This window comes from Streptomyces sp. NPDC041784 (assembly GCF_055591025.1).
The window spans coordinates 1-18,303 of sequence record NZ_JBVJAB010000065.1 but is presented as its reverse complement, the minus strand read 5'-3'; the positions used below and the strand labels follow the sequence as shown (position 1 = coordinate 18,303).

The 18,303-nt window shown below is 68.8% G+C and carries 18 protein-coding genes and 1 pseudogene; 10 read left to right on the top strand and 9 right to left on the bottom strand.

Annotated features, from left to right (window positions below; all coding sequences use genetic code 11):
* From ACZ6D7_RS46810 to ACZ6D7_RS46800, 3 genes are all read right to left on the bottom strand, one after another.
* Window positions 1-481 (bottom strand): winged helix-turn-helix domain-containing protein (locus ACZ6D7_RS46810; protein WP_469504952.1); only part of this gene is annotated, 481 nt, incomplete at its 3' end.
* A gap of 103 nt (window positions 482-584) precedes the next feature.
* Window positions 585-1,058 carry a hypothetical protein gene (locus ACZ6D7_RS46805; RefSeq protein ID WP_469504950.1) on the bottom strand — a complete coding sequence of 158 codons (474 nt, stop codon included), beginning with the start codon at window positions 1,056-1,058 and terminating at the stop codon, window positions 585-587.
* A gap of 434 nt (window positions 1,059-1,492) precedes the next feature.
* Window positions 1,493-1,777, bottom strand: a complete 285-nt coding sequence (locus ACZ6D7_RS46800) for a hypothetical protein (RefSeq protein ID WP_469504949.1) — start codon at window positions 1,775-1,777, stop codon at window positions 1,493-1,495.
* A 148-nt stretch (window positions 1,778-1,925) separates the two neighbouring features.
* Between ACZ6D7_RS46800 and ACZ6D7_RS46795 the strand changes: the two genes are divergently transcribed.
* Window positions 1,926-2,381: a hypothetical protein gene (locus ACZ6D7_RS46795; protein ID WP_469504947.1), complete on the top strand. Its 456-nt coding sequence runs from the start codon at window positions 1,926-1,928 to the stop codon at window positions 2,379-2,381.
* 63 nt (window positions 2,382-2,444) lie between these two features.
* Window positions 2,445-3,283: pseudogene (locus ACZ6D7_RS46790) on the top strand (transposase family protein).
* Window positions 3,284-3,369: 86 nt separating this feature from the next.
* Here the strand turns inward: ACZ6D7_RS46790 and ACZ6D7_RS46785 are convergent.
* The 5 genes from ACZ6D7_RS46785 to ACZ6D7_RS46765 all read right to left on the bottom strand — a co-directional run bounded on the left by ACZ6D7_RS46785 (window position 3,370) and on the right by ACZ6D7_RS46765 (window position 8,132).
* The gene (locus ACZ6D7_RS46785; RefSeq protein ID WP_469504945.1) at window positions 3,370-4,251 is read right to left on the bottom strand and encodes a GNAT family N-acetyltransferase; all 882 of its coding nucleotides are present in this window, start codon (window positions 4,249-4,251) and stop codon (window positions 3,370-3,372) included.
* A 349-nt stretch (window positions 4,252-4,600) separates the two neighbouring features.
* Window positions 4,601-5,434, bottom strand: coding sequence for a transposase family protein (locus ACZ6D7_RS46780; protein ID WP_469504943.1), 834 nt, complete (start codon window positions 5,432-5,434; stop codon window positions 4,601-4,603).
* 73 nt (window positions 5,435-5,507) lie between these two features.
* Window positions 5,508-5,846, bottom strand: a complete 339-nt coding sequence (locus tag ACZ6D7_RS46775) for a hypothetical protein (protein WP_469504942.1) — start codon at window positions 5,844-5,846, stop codon at window positions 5,508-5,510.
* Window positions 5,847-6,268: 422 nt separating this feature from the next.
* Window positions 6,269-7,528 carry an MFS transporter gene (locus tag ACZ6D7_RS46770; protein ID WP_469504940.1) on the bottom strand — a complete coding sequence of 420 codons (1,260 nt, stop codon included), beginning with the start codon at window positions 7,526-7,528 and terminating at the stop codon, window positions 6,269-6,271.
* The gene (locus ACZ6D7_RS46765; protein ID WP_469504938.1) at window positions 7,509-8,132 is read right to left on the bottom strand and encodes a mycothiol-dependent nitroreductase Rv2466c family protein; all 624 of its coding nucleotides are present in this window, start codon (window positions 8,130-8,132) and stop codon (window positions 7,509-7,511) included. Before ACZ6D7_RS46765 ends, ACZ6D7_RS46770 begins: the two co-directional genes overlap by 20 nt.
* Before the next feature lie 39 nt (window positions 8,133-8,171).
* Between ACZ6D7_RS46765 and ACZ6D7_RS46760 the strand changes: the two genes are divergently transcribed.
* From ACZ6D7_RS46760 to ACZ6D7_RS46750, 3 genes are all read left to right on the top strand, one after another.
* Window positions 8,172-8,672, top strand: a complete 501-nt coding sequence (locus ACZ6D7_RS46760) for a MarR family winged helix-turn-helix transcriptional regulator (RefSeq protein ID WP_469504936.1) — start codon at window positions 8,172-8,174, stop codon at window positions 8,670-8,672.
* Between the two features lie 258 nt (window positions 8,673-8,930).
* On the top strand, window positions 8,931-10,514 hold the full coding sequence (locus ACZ6D7_RS46755; RefSeq protein ID WP_469504934.1) for a hypothetical protein: 1,584 nt from the start codon (window positions 8,931-8,933) through the stop codon (window positions 10,512-10,514).
* On the top strand, window positions 10,489-10,809 hold the full coding sequence (locus tag ACZ6D7_RS46750; RefSeq protein WP_469504932.1) for a hypothetical protein: 321 nt from the start codon (window positions 10,489-10,491) through the stop codon (window positions 10,807-10,809). The genes ACZ6D7_RS46755 and ACZ6D7_RS46750 overlap by 26 nt, the downstream gene beginning before the upstream one ends.
* 317 nt (window positions 10,810-11,126) lie before the next feature.
* Here the strand turns inward: ACZ6D7_RS46750 and ACZ6D7_RS46745 are convergent, their stop codons facing one another.
* Window positions 11,127-12,239 (bottom strand): hypothetical protein, encoded by a 1,113-nt coding sequence (locus ACZ6D7_RS46745; RefSeq protein WP_469504931.1) that lies wholly within the window; start codon window positions 12,237-12,239, stop codon window positions 11,127-11,129.
* Window positions 12,240-12,658: 419 nt separating this feature from the next.
* Here ACZ6D7_RS46745 and ACZ6D7_RS46740 point away from each other — a divergent pair, with 419 nt between their 5' ends.
* The 5 genes from ACZ6D7_RS46740 (at window position 12,659) to ACZ6D7_RS46720 (ending at window position 18,267) form a co-directional block, all read left to right on the top strand.
* Window positions 12,659-13,255 carry a hypothetical protein gene (locus ACZ6D7_RS46740; RefSeq protein WP_469504929.1) on the top strand — a complete coding sequence of 199 codons (597 nt, stop codon included), beginning with the start codon at window positions 12,659-12,661 and terminating at the stop codon, window positions 13,253-13,255.
* On the top strand, window positions 13,252-14,283 hold the full coding sequence (locus tag ACZ6D7_RS46735; protein ID WP_469504927.1) for an endonuclease domain-containing protein: 1,032 nt from the start codon (window positions 13,252-13,254) through the stop codon (window positions 14,281-14,283). Before ACZ6D7_RS46740 ends, ACZ6D7_RS46735 begins: the two co-directional genes overlap by 4 nt.
* A 219-nt stretch (window positions 14,284-14,502) precedes the next feature.
* Window positions 14,503-15,315 (top strand): DEAD/DEAH box helicase, encoded by an 813-nt coding sequence (locus tag ACZ6D7_RS46730; protein WP_469504925.1) that lies wholly within the window; start codon window positions 14,503-14,505, stop codon window positions 15,313-15,315.
* The gene (locus ACZ6D7_RS46725; RefSeq protein WP_469504923.1) at window positions 15,305-16,873 is read left to right on the top strand and encodes a hypothetical protein; all 1,569 of its coding nucleotides are present in this window, start codon (window positions 15,305-15,307) and stop codon (window positions 16,871-16,873) included. Before ACZ6D7_RS46730 ends, ACZ6D7_RS46725 begins: the two co-directional genes overlap by 11 nt.
* Window positions 16,843-18,267 carry a TerD family protein gene (locus ACZ6D7_RS46720; RefSeq protein WP_469504921.1) on the top strand — a complete coding sequence of 475 codons (1,425 nt, stop codon included), beginning with the start codon at window positions 16,843-16,845 and terminating at the stop codon, window positions 18,265-18,267. The genes ACZ6D7_RS46725 and ACZ6D7_RS46720 overlap by 31 nt, the downstream gene beginning before the upstream one ends.
* Window positions 18,268-18,303: the final 36 nt, after the last annotated feature.

The window sequence follows — 18,303 nt, the reverse complement described above, 5'->3', positions numbered from 1 at the left end:
CCTGCGGCCACGTCTCCTTGATCCACGTGGCCACGGCCTTCTCGTCACGCTCGGCGGCCCGCCGCACCGGCGCCTGCACCGAAAAACCCATCTGGCGCAGAATGCGCCAGGTCTGCGCCGAACTGAAGCGCACGTGGAAGCGCCGGGCGATCACCGTGGCCACCCGGGCCAGGGTCCACCGCTGGTCCTCCGTCCAGCCGTGCGCGGCCGGCCCCTTCTCCAGTTCCGCCGCCAGCCAGGCCCGCCACTCCGGCTTCATCCGTGACGGACACCCGGACGGCCCTTTGCTCCGCAGGGCCTCAACACCGCTGTCCCACCAGCGGGCATGCCAGGCATAAGCGGACTTGCGTGAGACCCGTAACCGCCGCGCGACCTGCGGCGGTGTCACCCCGTGCGCGAATAACTCGGCAGCCTCAAACCGCACTTGCTCCCGCCGGGCCCGCTGCTTCGCGGTCAAGCCACCCCCATCGGGATACCGCATCCTCCAGGGATACACCCACCCGCGAGATCACTGTCACCCTAAGCCGAAAATCTCAGTAGCGGTCTGAGCGACTGATCCAACTTCGCTGTCAAACGGTCCAGGTTCAGCGGCACGGGGCAGCGGTGCAGAGTTCGGAGACGATCGTGAACGAGGTCGTCACCATCGGGATCGCCATGGCCGGCGGCATCACCGCGTGCGTGGTCTGGCCGTGCGCCATGCCGTTGCGGATCTGCCGACCATAGTCGAGGTACTCCGCCTGCCGTACCGTCAGGATCCCGTCGGCGGCGCCCTGCTTGATGAGCTGGTGCAGCGGCTTCTTGCCCGCGTCCGGGATCCGGTCACGCAGCACGATCTCCACCGCGATCAGGGAGTGCATGACCGCCACCGTGGAGAACTCGTAGCAGTAGTACGACTGGCGCAGCAGCTCGCGGGCCGTACGTAGGACGGTCGCTGCAGCCTCGGAAGCGCCGGCGGGCACGACCATGTCCTCAACGAGGTCGTGCATGTCGGCGCAGCTGTCGACGAAGTAGTGGGCGCGTTCGTCCGGGACCGGGAACGGCAGCCGCTGCGTGGTCATCCCCGCAGTCTCCCAGCGGCAGGCCCGGGCGGCAGCGGCTTTTCTTCCGGCCGTCGCGCAGCGTGCCGGGACGGAGATTTCTCCCCACTGGAATGGGCGGAATGTCGCAGGTAGCGGAACTGGACAAGGGGCAACGCAGGCGCCGGCCAGGCGAGTCCGCTCACCGTCGGTGCGCGGACTCTATCCACAGGCATCCGCTCTGAAGATCGCTTATGAGGCCGCCGCGATCGGCGCGGCGCCCCGTACGTGAGGAGCCATCATGCCCACCACCAACATGTCGCTCGCCCCGATGACCCCGGACGCGACCATCAGCGCGTTCAGCTACCTCCGGGCCGTCCAGGCCGACGACGTCGAAGCCGCCCGCGAGTTCGCCAGCGGCGAGCCGCGGATGCCCGAGCTGCTCGTCGACGTCGTCGAACGGATCGTCGTCCCCGTCACCGCGCTGCCCGGCCCCGGAGGCGGGCGAGCCGTGCGCGGACACCTTCGCCCTGGAGGCCCTCGGACGCGTCTTCGTGACCTCGCTGCGGACCTGGGCGCAGGCCGGACCGGACACGGCGGAAGGCATCGCCCGCGCCGTCATCGACTTCGCCGCGCAGTTCCTCACCGAGGACCACGAGGACGTCGCCGACACTCTGCGCCAGTTGGAGGCCGTCGGAGTGGGCCAGGCCCTCGATGCCCACCCCGCACCGGCCGGCTCGCACCCAGTGAGTGGTGTGCATCGTGAAGTGGCAGGTCACGGGCCTGGTGTGATTCCGTGCCCCGGTGCTCGTGCTGGTCGCGCGCGGCAGTCTGCCGTGTAGATCGTCGGGCAGGGAGGACTTCGCGGGTTCTGGTCCGATCCAGCCAGGGGCTCCTACGCTCCCGGGCATGGTGGACCCCGAGGTACTGGAACGGATCGCAGCGCGCAGCGCGGAACTGGACAGTCTGGAAGAACAGCTGGTCAAGCAACTGGACCAGGTGCGGGCCGAGCGGGACGAACTCGCAGTCGCTGAGCGGGTTCTGGCGCGGATGAGCGAGCAGATCGCCGGGGAACGGGCTGCCGTCGCACCAGCGTGGGCGCAGGTCGGCGGGCGGGCGGTGTTGCTGGTCCCGCACCGCGGCGACAGTGTTGACGAGGCCGCGCTTCCCGGCGACTACCGCCGGATCCTGGCGATCGTGCGGGCCGCCGGCGGTCCGGTGCAGGTGCGGGCGGTGGGCGAAGAGCTGGGCCTTCAGGTCGAGGTGCGCGGGAAGCTGGAGCCGCTGCGGGCAAAGCTGGTCAAGCTCGCGGACCGCGGCTGGCTGCACAAGCGCGGCGACGGGAAGTTCACCGCGCGCCTGTAGCCGTGCCTGCCCGGCAGCCGCAGTGGCGTAACTGGGGGGCCCTCGGCGGCAGTTGAGTTTGGTGTGAAGAAAAACAACAGCCTCGCCGAGGGCCCCGACGGTCTTGTCTACACCGCTCGCCTGCCGCTGGCGAGCGCCACCTTGAACTGGCTCAGCTGCCTGATACGCGGCCACCTGAAGAAGATCGGATCGCGGTGGCGGGCCCTGTCCGCGGGGAGGATCGCCGGGATCGTGCTGGCGGTACTGCGCTGTGACCAGCGGCCCGGCGACCTGGTCGGCGGGAACGGGGTGCACCGCACCACGGTGTCCCGGTGGGTGCGGGAAGTCGTCGGGCTGCTGGCCGCCCGCGCCCCGCGCCTGGACCGCGCACTGAAGAAGATCGCCCGATCGGGTGGCGGGGTGGTCCTGCTGGACGGCTCCCTGATCCGCACCCACCGCCGCACCGGGACCGAGAACCGGAGGAACTACTCCGGCAAGCACAAGTGCCACGGCCTGCTCGTGATCGCGCTCACCGACGACAAGGGCCGCCTGGTCTGGGTGAGCGCGGTCCGGCCCGGACGCGCCTCGGAGATCACCGCCTGCCGCCACGACAAACTGACCGCCCACCTGCGCGCGGCCGGCCTCGGCGCGATCGCGGACCTGGGCTTCGTCGGTCTCGACGACGGCGGCCCGGACGCGGACCCGGCGGTGATCACCGGCTACAAGGCGGCCCGCAACCGGCCCTGACCAGGGGGCAGAAGCTGTCCAACAAGGCGCTGGCCGCGGTCCGGGCCCCGGTCGAGCACGGCTTCGCGCATCTGAAGAACTGGCGCGTGCTCGGCAAGGTCCGCACCAACCCGAGGTGGGCGACCGCGCTGGTGCGGGCCCTGCTCGTCCTGACGAACCGGGAAGTCGCCCGCTGACCGGCGATCTCCACCGATCGTTCTGGCTCTCGCCTGGGCCTACCACCGGCGGCGTCGCCCTGCCTGACGCAGGGCGGGCGCCGGGTTCAGATGTAGGTCCTGCGCCACTGGTCGGCCGCGCCGAGAAGGGTCATGCCGGCGGAGGTGTAGGCCTGCATGGCGCCGGTGTTGTGGGTGTCCACGTCGACGCCGACCGTGCGGTGGCCGCGGGCGCGGAGGAGGCTGAATGCGGTGGTGAGGAGTTGGGCGCCGAGGCCGTGGCGGCGGTGGGCGGGGTGAACGCCGAACCAGGCGATCCAGGCGCGGTCGACGGGGTCGCGGGCGATAAGGGCGCCGGCGGGGACGCTGTCAAGTTCGGCGAGGAGCCACAAGTCGGGGTTGTAGCCCTCGCGTCGGCGCTGGGCGTGGTGGAAGGCGTCGAAGTCCTGGTGGGGGTGCTCCGGGTCGTCGGTGAAGGCCTCGTTCAGCACGGAGTGGACGGTGCGGAGGTCGGTCTCGTTCCGGGCCGCGCGCACCGCGGGCGCGGGGTGCTCGGGGAGGCGGATGGCGTCCAGGTCGACGGTGAGGCGGCTGCTGCTGCCCACGACGGTCCAGCCGCGGCTGAGGAGTTGGTCGTGGGGGAAGCAGCCAGAAAGCTGATACAACGTCACCGGCGTGTCAGGGGTCGGCAGGTCGTGGGCGGCCCAGACGTCGAGGCGGTCCAGGAGCGTCGCGGTGACGGCAGGTGCATCCGGGGACGGGGCGACGACCAACTGGGCACGCAGCTCGCCCGGCTGAGGCGCGGGATGGAGGGCGGCGAAGCCGAGCAAGCCGCCGTCGGGGCCCGACGCGGTCCACGTGCGGGAGCGCAGGTCCAGGCCGGGGGCGGCCAGCATGCTGCGCGCCTCGGCGGGGCCGGACTCGCGGCGATCGACCGTCGCCTCCTCGTCCCGGCCGAGCAGTTCGGCGAGGGCGTCGACGTCCGCCACGGAAACGGCTCTCCACTCCATTCCCGCACTGTCGCAGGACGAGGCGTTGGCCGCCAGCGGATTTAGGCGGCGCCGCGGCAGTGGGTGACGATGAGGGAGGGCGCCCACGCCTGCTCGTCCTCACAAACGGGGAAGTCGCCCGCTGGCCGACGATCTCCACCGAAGTCACCCGCCCGTCACCAGCATGAGTACCCCGGAGCCGACGCACACCAGGCCCGTGACCTGCTACTTCACGATGCACACCACTGAGCCTCCGCCAACTTGAAGTCGCAGGTCAAAGGGCTGGTGTGACGGCCTTTCGGGGTGCTCACGCTGGTCGTGGGCGGCAGTCTGCGGCGTAGATCGTTTGTCAGCGGTTGACTTCGAGGTTCGTTAGAACGAGCAGAGCGCGCAGGAGGTGGGTGGCGCGGGCGGGGTCGGTGCGGAGTTTGGTGAGGGTCCGCCAGTTCTTGAGGTGGGCGAAACCGTGCTCGACCGATGCGCGTCCGGTGGCGAGGACTCGGTTGGCACCCTTCTGGCCGGGTGTGAGCTTGTGTGCGCGGGTGGCTGTGAACCCGGTGACGATCACGGGGTCACGTACGTCGTTGTCCAGGCCGCGGAAGCCGAGGTCCGCGAGGGCGCCGAGACCGGCGGTGCGCAGGTGGGCCAGGACATGGTCGTGGCGGGCGGCGGTGATGTCGTGGGTGCGGCCGGGCCGGGCCGCAGATATCCAGATCAGGCGGCCCCTTTCGTCGGTCAGGGCGAGGAAGTGCAGGCCGTGGCGGCGGTGTTTGCCGGAGTAGTTGCGCCGGTCGGACTTTCCGGTGCGGCGCTGGGTGGGGATGAGGGTGCCGTCGATCAGGACCACCTCCCCACCCCGCTTAGCAATCTTCTTCAGGGCGCGGTCCAGGCGCGGGGCCTGCGCGGCAAGCAGGCAGATCAGCTCGTCCCGCCAGCGGCGGACGGTGGACTCGGACACATTGTTGCCGCCGGCCATGTCGGCCAGGCGCTGGTCGTGACGCAGCACGGCCAGGACGATCACCGCGATCCGTCCGGGCGGCAGGATCCGCCACCTGGACCGTATCGCCTTCAGATGGCGCCGCAGCAGGTCGGCGAGGTGGTTGACGGTGTGCGTGGTCAGTGGAAGACGGCACTGATAGACAAGCGGGCAGGTGTCCTCGGCGTGCTCTTCAGTTCTCGTCACACAGATTCCAACGGCTGCCGGGGGAACCCTGGTTACGCCCGCGCCGCATCGATCCGGGCGACGGTGTCCCTGGTCACAGGCGGGTGGTGAACCGGCCGTCGGGCAGTTTCCGCAGCCAGCCGCGGTCGGCCAGTCTGACCAGCTTCCCGCGCAGCGGTTCCAGCTTGCCCCTCACGCTGACGTTCACCCCCAGCACTTCGCCGACCTGCCGGGCCATGACCGGTCCGGCGGCCTGCCGCACGGCGGCGAGGATGCGCTGGTAGTCCGGCGGGAGCGTGGCCTCCTCCACGCCCGATGTGCGGTGCGGGATCAGCATCACCGCCTGCCCGCCCACCTGCCCCGGCACCGGCGCGGCCGAGGCACGTTCGTCGGCGAGCTGCTCGCCCATCCGCTCAAGGACCCGTTCGGCCACAGCGAGTCGTCCCGCTCGGCCCGTACCTCTGCCAACTGCTTGGTCAGCTGTTCTTCGAGTTCGTCCAGTTCCACGCGCCGCGCGGTGATCCGTTTCAGCAGCTCGGGATCCAGCATGCACCGGATCGTAGAAGACGGCCCAACCACAGCGAGCAAGAACCGGCGAGCTGGCTTCGTTCACGAGTTTCCGCTCTGGCTCCGAAAATCTTGCCGGAGCCACTTCAACGAGTACGCGGACACGAGCCGTAGCTGCCCGCCTCAAGAATGCTGAGCAGGTGAGATTGGACGCCTGACAGCCCTCCCTTCCGTTGAACCTCGACCACTTGTCAAGCCCCAGAGGGCTCGGTGCCTGCGGCTGCCGGCCGGGGCAGTCGGCGGGGAAGACCGGAAGAGACCGGAACATGTCACGCAGACTCTCGACCGTCAGGTCATGACCTCCTGAGGAGTGGTGGCGGTGGCTTTCCGTGTGCTGCTGACGACGTGTGGCGGCAGTACGCGCTCGGCGCAGAGCAGGATCGCGGCGCCGGTCAGGACGATCAGTGCCAAAACTGTCCACACGTGCCACTGTCCGGCATCGAGTAGGAATCCCAGCAGCATGGGCGCGATGGTGCGGCAGACCGACCAGGACAGCTGATAGATCGACAGGTACCGTCCTCGCAGGTGATCGGGGGCGGCCTGGATCGACAGGCCTTGTGATGGTGCGGAGTGGATGAGTTCACCGGCGGTGTAGAGCACCGCGACCGCCAGGACGGCGACGATGGCGCCGGTACCGCTGGTTAGTTGGGGAAGGGCCGCGAAGGCGGCGAAGGAGAGCGCGAAGATGACTGCGCCGGACGCGGCCGTGCGGGTGCGTCTACCGCGCAGGGTCAAGCGGGCGATGGGGACGCCGAGCGCGGCGACTAGGACGGTGTTGAGTGCGAACACGGCTCCGGCCAGGGCGTTGGGGATGCCGACGTCGCGGGTGAGGAAGATCGGTAGGGCGATGGCCTGGCTGGTGTAGCCGAAGGCGATCAGGAAGTTGGCCGTTGTGATGAGCAGGTAGGGGCGGTCGGAGAGCACCTGCCGGTATCCGCCCTGGGTGGCCTCCGGTGCCCTGGGCCCTCCCTGGGCGGTCGGGATCCGGAACACCAGCACAGCGGCGATGGCGAACACCGTGGCCAGAACCACGGCAGCACCCATGAATCCGGCGCTGCCGTTCCACGCCAGCATGCCCGCCGCCGCCATGCTGCCGAATCCCATGCCGGCGTTGCGTAGGCTGCGGTCCCATGCCAGCAGCCGGTCACGCTCGGGGCCTTGGGCGATCTCGCCGATGAGAGCGTGCTGGCTGGGCGATGAGGCCCACATCCCCACCGCGACCACCAGGGCGATCGCCAGGAAAGCGGGATAGGAATCGGCAAAGGGGTAGGCGGCGAAACCGGCCGCCCGCAACGCGAGCACGCCGATGAGCACCTGTCGGCCGCTGAACCGGTCGATGAGGACGCCTGCGACCGGCATGAACAGCAGGGCGCAGAGCCCAGCGACGGTCAGGCCCGCGCCGATCGACGTCAGTGACAGGCCGGTGAGCGAGTGGACGAACAGCATCGTCAGCGGCACGTATATGCCGTCGCCGATCGAGCCGACCAGGCTCGCGGCGATGAGTCGGCGCCGGGTGCGAACACCCGGTTCAGCCGAAGTCGAGCGCACCGCGACCCCGCTTCAGCTCGGCGAATGCCCCTATCCCGGCCAGGGTCAAAGTGGCCTGGAACAGCCGGATCGCTTCCTCGCCTTTTGGGACGGAGGTGAGGACGGGGCCGAAGAAGCCGACGCCGTCCACTGTGACGACGGGTGTCCCGGCCTCCTCGCCGACCGCTTCCTGGCCGGCCTGGTGGCTGGCGCGCAGGTCCGCGTCGAACGCGTCGGTGTGTGCGGCCTTGGCCAGGGACGCGGGCAGTCCCAGTTCGTCGAGGGACTCGGTGATGACCGCGTCGTAGTCCTTGTTGCGCCCCACGTGGATACGGCTGCCGAGCGCGGTGTAGAGCTCGCGCAGGACGGTGTTGCCGTGGAGGGCTTCGGCGGCCGCGCACACCCGGGCCGGGCCCCAGGCCCGTTCGTTGAACTCGCGGTACCAGGGGTCGAGTTCGCGATGCTCGTTGAGCACGGACAGGCTCATGATCCGCAAGCGCAGGTCGATCGGCTGAAGCCGTTCGACTTCGAGTAGCCATCGGGAAGTGACCCAGGCGAAGGGGCAGGTGGCATCGAAGTAGAGGACGACCAGCGTGGCGGCACGAGGAACAGATTTATCTTCCATGGAAGATAATGTATCATCCGTGGAAGATATAGTGAAGGCATGCAGACCGACGCCATCACCGCCATCGTCGAACAGTGGAAACACGAGCGCCCCGATCTGGACGCGGCACCGATGCTCGTCATCGGCCGGCTCTTCCGGCTCACAGACGCACTGGACCAACGGCTGCGCCCGCCCTTCCAGGCCGCGGGCCTGGGTGGCGGTGACTTCGACGTGCTGGCGGCGCTCCGGCGTTCCGGGGAGCCCTACGCGCTGTCCGCAGGCGAGCTCAGCCGCACCGTCCTGGTCACCACCGGCGCGATCAGCAAGCGGGTCGACCGGCTCGAAGCCCGTGGCATGGTCAGCAGATCCGTCGCCGAGAGTGATTCACGCGGACGCCTCATCACCCTCACCGCCGAGGGCGTCGAACTGACCGACGAACTCATCGCCGTCCACTTGGACAACCAGCGTCGACTCCTCTCCGGGCTCAGCGCAGACGAGCAGACGCAGCTTGCCGACCTACTCGAACGAGTCGCCTCAACACTGCCCGAAGGCGATGGCTAGGCCGACAGAACGTCATCGCGCCCAGCCCTGCCCGGATGCTCTTTGAGTCGACCGCGCTGACGGACGATCTACTCCGCAAACTGCCGCCCACGACCAGCGCGCGCACCCCGAAAGGCCGTCATACCAGCCCTTTGACCTGTAACTTCAAGTTGGCGGAGGCTCAGTGCGCTGCAGCGGCTGCGCAGGCCGGAGTGTCCCCGGTTCTTTCCGGTTGCTGATTCTCTTGAGGGGTTCCGGGAGTCGCTGGCCGAGTCGTGCATGGACGGCGCCCTGCGGTCGCACGTGGCGATGGTGGAAGACTGCCAGCCCTTTCAGGACAGCGATGGCGACGAGGTCATCGACCGGATCCGCCGGGGGCTGGGCCATCTGCTGGAATGGGAGGCGGCGCTGGATGCCGGGGCGGTGATGGGCGCGTGGGCGACCCCGGTCGAACCGCAGGTCCGTGCCGCAGCGCCTGCGATGGTCGAGAGCGTTGAGGCGGCGGAGCCCGGGGCGCTCGGCGAACAGGAACATGTCCTGGCCCGCTACCGGCTGAGCTCCTACCAGAGCGGGTGTGCTGTCACCGCGCGGGCAGGCACGTATGTCGACCTGTGTTTCACGGAGGGGTTCGTCCCGGCCGATGACGAGGACAACTTCGTCCGGCGGCTGTCGCTGGTGATCGAGGCGGTCACCCGGTTCGCTGTCTCGTTTGCGTGGCTGTCCAGCCAGGTGCCAGTCAGCCGGCGCGTGCTGTCTGCCGGGCACTCCCTCCCCGGGGACACCTGGATCGCAGCCACACGCTCGTCGAGGCACTGGTCCGCCGAGCAACTGGCCGCGCTGGCCTCCTCGGATATCGGTCTGGGACGATTCGAGGACGCCGACACGCTCACGCGGATGGTGAGCACTCCAAACGGGGTGTTCGAGCGGGTCATCCCGCACGCGACACCCTTGCGCCATCATGACCGGCGGGGCACGGCCGCGGAGATGGCTGTGCAGGATGCGGCGGCCACCTGGGGCCTGCCGGATTTCGTGATGGCCCCGAGCGTGGAACGCAAGGGGCGAGGCGTGCGGGAGATCAGCGACGGTCTGCTGGTGGTCGGCGACCAGGGTGTCGTCGTGCAGATCAAGGCGCGCGAGGGCGAGCCAGCCTCAGCAGAGCGGGAGACGTCCTGGGTCCTGAAGCAAATCACTGCGGCGGGCAAGCAGATCCAGGGCACCGCCCGCCGGCTGCGGGCAGAGAGCGTACACATGGTCAACGGACGGGGCCGCCGCGTCCGCATCGACGGACCAGCCATCGACTGGGTCGGCGTCGCCATCATCGAACACCCCGACCCCCCACAGGAGTTGACTGTCGCGGAGCAGCACGGACACACACCGGTGATCGCACTGCTGCGCCGCGACTGGGAGTTCTTGTTCAACCAGCTGCGCTCCACCCACGCCGTGGTCGGCTATCTGCACCGGGTCGGCACGTCGGCGCCCGTTCTGGGCGGCGAGCCGGAGCGTTACTACGAGCTGGCCGCCGCGGACGCCGAGGCAGTACCGGGAGAGGCGGACCCGTCCTGGACTCGGCGCGGCGGACAGCCGCACAGCGTGCCGCTGCTGCCCACTGCCCCGGCCGGCAGTGACGACGACGAAGCCCACACCATGGTCCGCATCATGCTCGAGGACGTGGCCACCAGCCCGCTGGACCCGGACGAGTGGGATACCCGGCAACGCGTCCTGGCCTCTCTCGACAGCCTGCCGGTCGGATACCGCACAGATCTGGGAAGATTTCTGCTGGACGCGCTGGCCGCGGTCTCCGAGCCTGCGACAGGCACCACGCACCACGGTATGGCGGATGCGCACCTTCATCGCCGGACCTGATCAGGATCAGCTTGGCTTCGCCGTCTGTCCCACCCTGACTGACCACACCCGCGCCGCGTTCTCCGCCTGGCTTCAGCTGCGCCATCACGAACGCGGCGAGCATGCGGACCTCGCCCAGCTCACGTCGGTCGGTGTGCTGCTCACTCCCCGCACCGACGGCTACCGGGAATGGGACACCACCATGAGCGCCATCAGCGGCGACCCGGAACTGACCGGAGAGGAACTACGCGCTTATCAGGATCTGTTCAACACGCCCAACGGCCCGGCAGGCACAGCATCGAGGCCATCGCCCTGACAAGGCGGCAAGACGATCAGGCCGTACATTCCCCTTCCGGATGGCTTGCTCGGTACCACCCGCGCATCACATGCACCACAACAGTGACGATTTCTCCGGGAGTTGTGACATCTGGCTGGTCACAGGGCTGTCGCTGCTTCCATGCCGTGCGCCGCGCACGGTGGTACGTGAGAAGGCTCGCCGCCCGGCCGCGGGGATGGGTAGAGGTGCCGGCCAGGCAGGCATTGGCTTGGTGCCCGCCACGGTGCAGCTTGTGGACGCCGCACGCGCTGCGGCCGCCTTCGGCCGTTCGGTGATCGGCCGGGCTGCCGCGGTGGTCAGTGGTGTTCGTGCAGCCGGGTGAGGAACTGCCGGACGAGGGCGTCGACTTCGCGGTCGGCGCTGAATCCCTTGAACAGGATGCGTTCGATGTGGGCGATTCCGCTGTTGCGCCAGGTTCTGTCGAGGGCGGCGTCCGCGGTGAAGTGTTCGTGGGGATGGGGTTCGTCGACCTCGATGGCGCCCACCCGGCCGGAGGCGGTGACGAGGAAGTCCGGGGCGCAGGTGCTGCCGCTGCCGACCCGGGCCCTCGGCAGCGGGAAGATGGCGATGGTGGAATCCTGCGGCAGCTGTGCCTGTGCCCGCTTCAACACCTCGTAGACAAGCAATTGCTTCCGGGAGTCGAAGGCGAAACCGTCCCTGCTGAGGGTGGCGGTTGCCTCCTCGGCACGGGGCGAGGGGCACTGGCTGGGGGATGTTTTGTTGATCAGCTTCTCTTGGAGGCGCTGCCGCCAGTCGTCACCGGTCTCGGGGAGGGACGGTATGGCGCTGACGTTGTCGACCAGCAGGCCGTGACGTGCCGCCACGTGGACGAGCAGGGGCTGGATGGCGGCGAGGACCTCCCGGGTGAAGCGGAGCACGAGGTAGAGCGGCACGATGAGGGCGACGTCTTCGCCTTCCTCAGATCGGTCGCTGGGAACATGCTCGATGTCTTCCACGTCCGCCAACAAGGCGGCGGCCTGGCTGTTTCCGTCCTCATGCAGCAGGAACGCTGTCTGCGCCAGGACGAGATGCAAGATGGTCGTCAGGGTCTCGTCCGGCTCCGGTGGCGTGTCGGTGGTCGGAACGGCACCGGGCGGATGCGCCTGCGTGGGGCCTTCAGGGTTGGGGGGGTCGGGGGGAGGCGGGGTCTTGCCTTGCACCAGCACCTCTACGGCGGGCGGAGGATTGAGAAGCTCTGCGAGCTCCTCCTCGAGCACGCTGCGACAATCCGAGTTGATCAAGGTGTCGTATGCGCCCTGGCTGAACATGTTGAGCGTCAGCGTGGTGCCGTCGTAGAAGAGCACGCTCGCGTTCTGGCTCAGCAGGATCCAGGCGAACCGCATCCGCTCTTTGATGACTTGCAGAAGCTGCGGCCACAGCTCCTGCATGTCTGCCGTTCGGTCCGCCATGGCACCCTCCCCGTGTGCTGCCCCACCAGCAACGTAGGAAGAGACACTGACCGCCAGAGGCGGATCGCTGCTGCCGTTACCCGTATGCATGAACTCCGTGCGCACGGAGGGGCCTTGGACTTGCCGATCGAGAACTCGCCGCATCCGCACAACCTCGACCGGAGGCCCGTCGACCAACTCGTCCACCCCCGGTTAGAGATGCGGCAGTTCGCGCCGTACTGAGCGGCCGTCGCTCAATCGGCGTGCTGTTCTAGAGAATCCTGCGCCCGACCGGGGGCTGCGCGAGAGGATGCACTGGGTCGGGGAGCAGCACGCAGTGGGTCACCGGGGGCGCATGATTCTCGGGACCGGCCGAACCACAGCATGGCTGTGGGCGTTGGGGGGCGGTTGACGCTGTGGGAGTGGGATGAGTGGGGGGCATGGCAACGTGGTTTGAACGTATGGCAGCGATTCCTGGTGTGCGGTTCGCCGGGAGCCCTGGTGTCGTCCGCGAAGCGCTCGCAGAGGCACGTGTCCGTCCGGAGGTGTCGTACGGCTCGCTGATGTGGCCGTCTGCTGAGGGCAGTACGTCGGCAACGCCGGCCAGCCGGCATGTGCCGGTGGAGGCGAGCGGAGCGGACCTGGTCACCCGGGTCTGGGAGGCGCTGGAGCTTCCCGGTGAAGCGATGGACTACCACTTCGTCCTCCAAGGCGCGGTGGACCGCTTGTGGAGCGGCAGACGCTCCTACTCTGACGGGCTTGAGCTGCTTGAGGTGTTCGCGCTGCTGGACTTGGAGTTGATGGAGGCTGCCCCGCAGGCGGTCTCCTTTGACACCGGCTCCGTCCCGACATCGTTCGTGCACGTGACGTCCGTTCCCCGGCTGGTGATGCTGCTGGAACGCGAAGGCGCCTTCATCGACGCCCTCGAAGTGGCGCGACGGCTGGCCCGTTTCGACCAGGGTGAGGACGCGGTGGCCCGTCTCTCGGAGAAGATTGGCGCGTTGGCGGCCGAGGCGAGGGCTGGTGGGGCCGCATGAGTGCCGGGCTGGAGCAGCTGATCCCCTCGGCGTCCTACCTGGAAGAGGCCTTCCTGCGCTGGGTGCTAACTCCGGCCGCGCAGCGGGGCATCGTGGCGCATGTGCACAGTCAGCATCCGGTGACGGTCAACGAGCGCACCTACCGGCTGGACTATCTGATCGCGGGCGAGTCACTGCACCTGGCCGTGGAGTTGGACGGGTTCACCTTCCACAGTGACCGTGCCGCCTTCACCTACGACCGGCTGCGGCAGAACGACCTGGCGGCCACAGGGCTGACGGTGCTGCGGTTTTCCTATGACGCGGTGCGCCTGGACACTGCACGCTGCGTCGCTCAGCTGCAGGCGATGCTGCGCCAGGATGCCGTGCTCTCGCCCCTGGTCATCGCCGCCCCGCGCGTCGAGGTCCCGGAGATGGTGGGCGATCCCCTGCGGGCGGCCGATCCGCCTCGGGGTGCCCAATCGCCGGCCGATGATGCCTACTTCGCTGGTGTGCGCGCTCAGGTTGTCCGGGAGCCGTTGCGGGCCTGCCAGGACGAGGCTTTGGCCGCGCTGGCCAACTACTACGCCTCCGGCGGCCGGCATGCGGCCACGGTGATGGCGGTCGGGGCCGGCAAGACCGCGCTGGGGGTGGCGGCCGCGTTGTCGTTCGCCAGGCGGCGGGCGCTGGTGGTGACTCCGGATTCGGTCATCCGCGGCACCTTCGCCAAGGCCCTCGATCCCGGAATTCCCGGCAATGTCCTGTACGGGCTGGCGGGCGGCCCGCTGCTGCCGGGTTCGCGGCCGCCGACCACGCTGGTCCTGGACGCGGACGACGAGCAGATCAGCCGGGTGAGCCGGCAGCGGATGCTGGACGCGGACGTGCTGGTCACGAACTTCATGCGCTGGGCACCGGCGACAAGGGCGGGGACCTGCTGGCCAAGCTGGAGCCGGAGGATGTCGACTTCATCGTCGTCGACGAGGCCCACATCGCGGCCAGCGCCTCCTATCAGCGGCTGTTCGCTCACTTCCGCGGTGCGCGCACGCTGTTGATGTCGGCGTGCTTCCAGCGCCTGGACGGCAAGCCGATCGACGCTGACGTGGTCTACCGCTACCGGCTGGTGGACTCCATCGCGGGCGGCTCGGCGAAGAATCTGCGCGTTCACCGGTTCGCCCCGGATGCGGCAACGGCGGTGTACGAGGCGGTGTGGCCCGACGGGCGGCGCGAGCAGATCGTGGGCCGCGAAGCGCTGTTGGCCGCATTGGCGGAAGATGCCCCGCATCACCGCGCAGTCCGATGCCTCGATCCGGCAGGTGATGACCGTGACGCGGGCCTGTCTGGATGCTCAGGCCAAGCTGCTGGCCCCGGTCAAACCCCGGGCACTGTTTGCGGCGATGGGTGAGGCCCACGCCCGCCAAGTCGCCCGGATCGCCGAAGAGCATGGCATTCCGTGCGCCACGTTGCACCACAGCATGTCGCCTTCGGCGATCAAGGCCACCCGGCGGCGCTTCGAGTCGGACGCGGGTGATCTGCAGGGCATCGTGCAGCTGCGGATGCTCGGCCAGGGCTACGACTTCCCGCCCATCACCGTGGTCGTGCCCGTGCGTCCCTATGGCAGCTTCGGCGAGTTCTACCAGTTCATCGGACGCGGTGTGCGGGTGCTGCGGCATCCCGGTCCGGCAGCCGATCAGCAGTACCTGGATGTGGTCTGCCATGCCGAACTCGGCCTCGAGGACCATCTGGAGGCCATGTGCGCGGACAACGACATGGATCCCGCGCTGCTGCTCGACGTCCCCCTGATCGACACCAGCACGCTGAAGGCGGACTTCGCGGACCGTGACGGCCTGGGGGAAGGGGCATCTGACAGTGCGTTCCCAGGCGGGGTCGATGCGTTCGTGCTGTACGAGCAGGGGCGTGTCGAGCAGCGGGTGGTGCACGACCTGGACCGGGTGGAGGCCCAGCGGGCGGAGCGGGAGATGCAGCTGATGGCCCAGCGCTACGCCGTCTACGCGCAAACCACTGCGACTCCGATGCCGTTTGAGCAGTTCGTCGAGTACATGCGGAGGCTGACCGGTGGCCAGTGACCAACCGTGCTGGTGGCAGCCTGCCCTCGATGCACACCCTGAAGAAGCGCTTGCCCTGGAGGCAGTTGCCGGACAGCAGCAGCGGTTTGCTCAGCTCGACGTGCTCGCGGCCCGGCTGCTGGCCGCAGCGTTGGCCGGTCGGCCGCTGGCCTCGGTGGTCAGGGGCACAGGCCCTCAGGCTGCGGACAGCGCCGAGGTGTTGGGCCTCACCGCCCAGGAGAAGACGTGGTGCGCTGAGACATTCGGGGTCCAGGAGCAGCCGCGGCGCGGGGCCTGGTACCTGCCGCAGAAGCTGTCGCTGAAAGCCGGGGCGGTGAATCTGCCGCATCTGGTGCGCCAACGCCCGGCCCATGCCCTGACGTTGGCCGCGGACAGCTCGGCCGGCGTGAGCCTGGTGGCCGGGGCGGCCGATGCGGTGTTGCTGTGGTCGGTGCTGGTCCCGCTGTTCGAGACACTGATCGAGCCGATCCGGGTGCGGGCGGCGGGTCCGGCGAAGACGATCGAAGACCAGCGGCGGCTGTGGGCCGGCATCGAGGAACGCTACCGTCTGCTGGGCATCGCCGACGATGCGCTGGAGGCCTTCCGTTTCGGCGGCGGCTGGCACCGGTTGGACCGGCCCGGACAGCAGCACGCCCGTCTGCGCCTGCTGGACGCCCTGACCGGGGTCGATCCGCTGCAGTTGGTCACCCGTCATCGCACTCTGCAGATGCAGGCCCTGATGACCGGCTTCGCGAAGAAAGCCAAGACCGGCACCGCCCTGGCGCGCCGGGTTCTGACGCGCGCCCTGCAGCCGGTCGTCTCCGGCTACTTCGCCGGCGACTGGCTGGCCGTACTGGACTACCTTCAGGCGCCGCCACACCCGGACGAAGAGGTCATCACCGCGCTGCCCGAACCGCGGCTGTATGTGGGGATGTCCGCCCAGGCCGCCGGCACGGCGGCAGAGGCGGGCATTCCAGAGGACGAGATCCACGCGATGCTCGCAGCCTTCCTCGGCGGCCCGACCTCCCTCTCCCCCGTCGAGGAACGCGTAGCGGCCCTGCGTGAGTGGTGGACAGCCTTCGACCAGACGCACGCCGCCCAACGACCCGGCATGCGGCCGCTGTGGGGACTCGTTGACGACAACATCATGACCTTTGGGCCGGACGAGCACGGCTTCACCCAACAGCTGTACCGGCAGGTGCTGCCTGCTTCTGTCAACGAGCAGGTGGACCGTCTGTGGCAGTCGGTGACCTTGCAGCGGCATGCCAAGAGCATCGTCAGCAATCCCCGCCCCCACCAGCTGATGGCCGAAGCCCTCGGCCCGGCCCTGGAGTTCTGGCACGGCGTCGCACTCACCGCCTGGTTCGTGTGCGAAGGACCCTACTCCCGCGCTCCCCTGTCCGGTGTGGCCAACTACTACAGCCGCCCCCTCACCGCGCTGCGCGCCGCCGACTGCCCCATCCCCCGGACCTGTTCGAGGAACTGCGCACCGCCGAGCAGCACCTGGGCCCGGAAGAGGCGATCATCACGGAGCACACAGTACTCCCAGTGGACACCGCCGTCGGCTCCTTCACCCTGACCATGAGCCACAGCAGCGGCAGCCGCCGCGAAGGCTTCGAGCAGGTACACGACATCATCACCCGCCATCGCCGTGCCTGGGCCGAGCAGCACCTCGACACCTACCTGCAGCAGCGCTGGCGCACCGCCCTGGAAGACGTCGCTCGCGCCCACCACCAGTTCGTGGCCGCGAAGGGCCGTCCGCCCACCCTGATCCAGTTCGCCCAGTTCGCCACCGCCGCGGCCAACCAGTGGACCGGCGGCGACCTCAGCGCCCTGCACACCGCCATCGGAGAACCCGCGCCCGCGCAGCAGGAGCGCCCGGCCCGTCTCCTGCCGGGCGACGGCTATGACTTCGCCCGCCGCGTCTTCGCCGCACTCGGCGGCACCGCCGTCGACAACGACCTGCGCATGAACCAGCCCGAAGAAGCCCAACGGCAGTGGCAACTCACCTGCCTGGCCATCGAAAGCCTGCGCTACGTGCAGCTCTGCGAAGCCCTCGGACAGCCCCCCACACCCAAACAGTTCGGCTCCGCACGGCCGGCCTTGGCCTGGCCTGGAGGAGAAACTGAAGGCTGGCCGCTCTTCCAACGCGCCCTCGCCACTTTGACCAACACCGCTCTGCCCGCAAGTGCGCCCGCCGCAGAGGCAGCCGAGGACGCCCCCGGCCCGCCGGAAAGCACCAAGCACCTGCTGGCCAAGGGGGCCAACGCCCCGCTTCACACCGAATCCGTAGCGGTACGTCTCATCACCACCGGCGCGCCAATCGATGTCTCTGCCGTCCTCCTCACCAGCCACAGCAAGGTACGCAGCGACCACGACCTCGTCTTCTACAACCACCCGCACCACGACGGAGTCCGCACCAGCGGCGACACGGTCACCGCGGACCTGCCCCACGTCCCCGATGACGTCCACACCGTGGCCGTCATCGCCAGCATCGACCTCGAAGCACAGCCCACGGCCGTATTCGACCACCACTCCAGATGGCGTACGGAGACCACCCAACCCTCTGGCACCACTCTGTCCTTCGAGCCAGCACCCTTCACTTCGGGCGAGACCGTCTCCATCGTCGTGGAGATCTATCGACACGCTTCGGGCTGGAAAGTGCGTGCTGTCGGTCAGGGCTACGACACGGGGCTTGCCGGCCTGGCCGCGGACTACGGCATCAACGTCGAACTGAGCGAAGTCAACGCCCGCCGTGCCCTCTGCTGCAGCGCTCACTCTTGCGTGACCTACAACGCCCGCACGGGGCCCGCTGGTGGGCACCGCCCGGCAGGAGAGCAGAGCACAGTCGAGTCATCAATGCGGCGGTTGGCTTCGCCTGGAAGTGCATGGGGGTGCTCATGGGGCGCAGGGTGGGACTGTAAGACGTTCGGTGTAACTCCCGATCATGGAAGATGCATCGATGACCAGTGAGAACGTGTTCGGATCTGAGGCTGTCGAGCCCGTGGA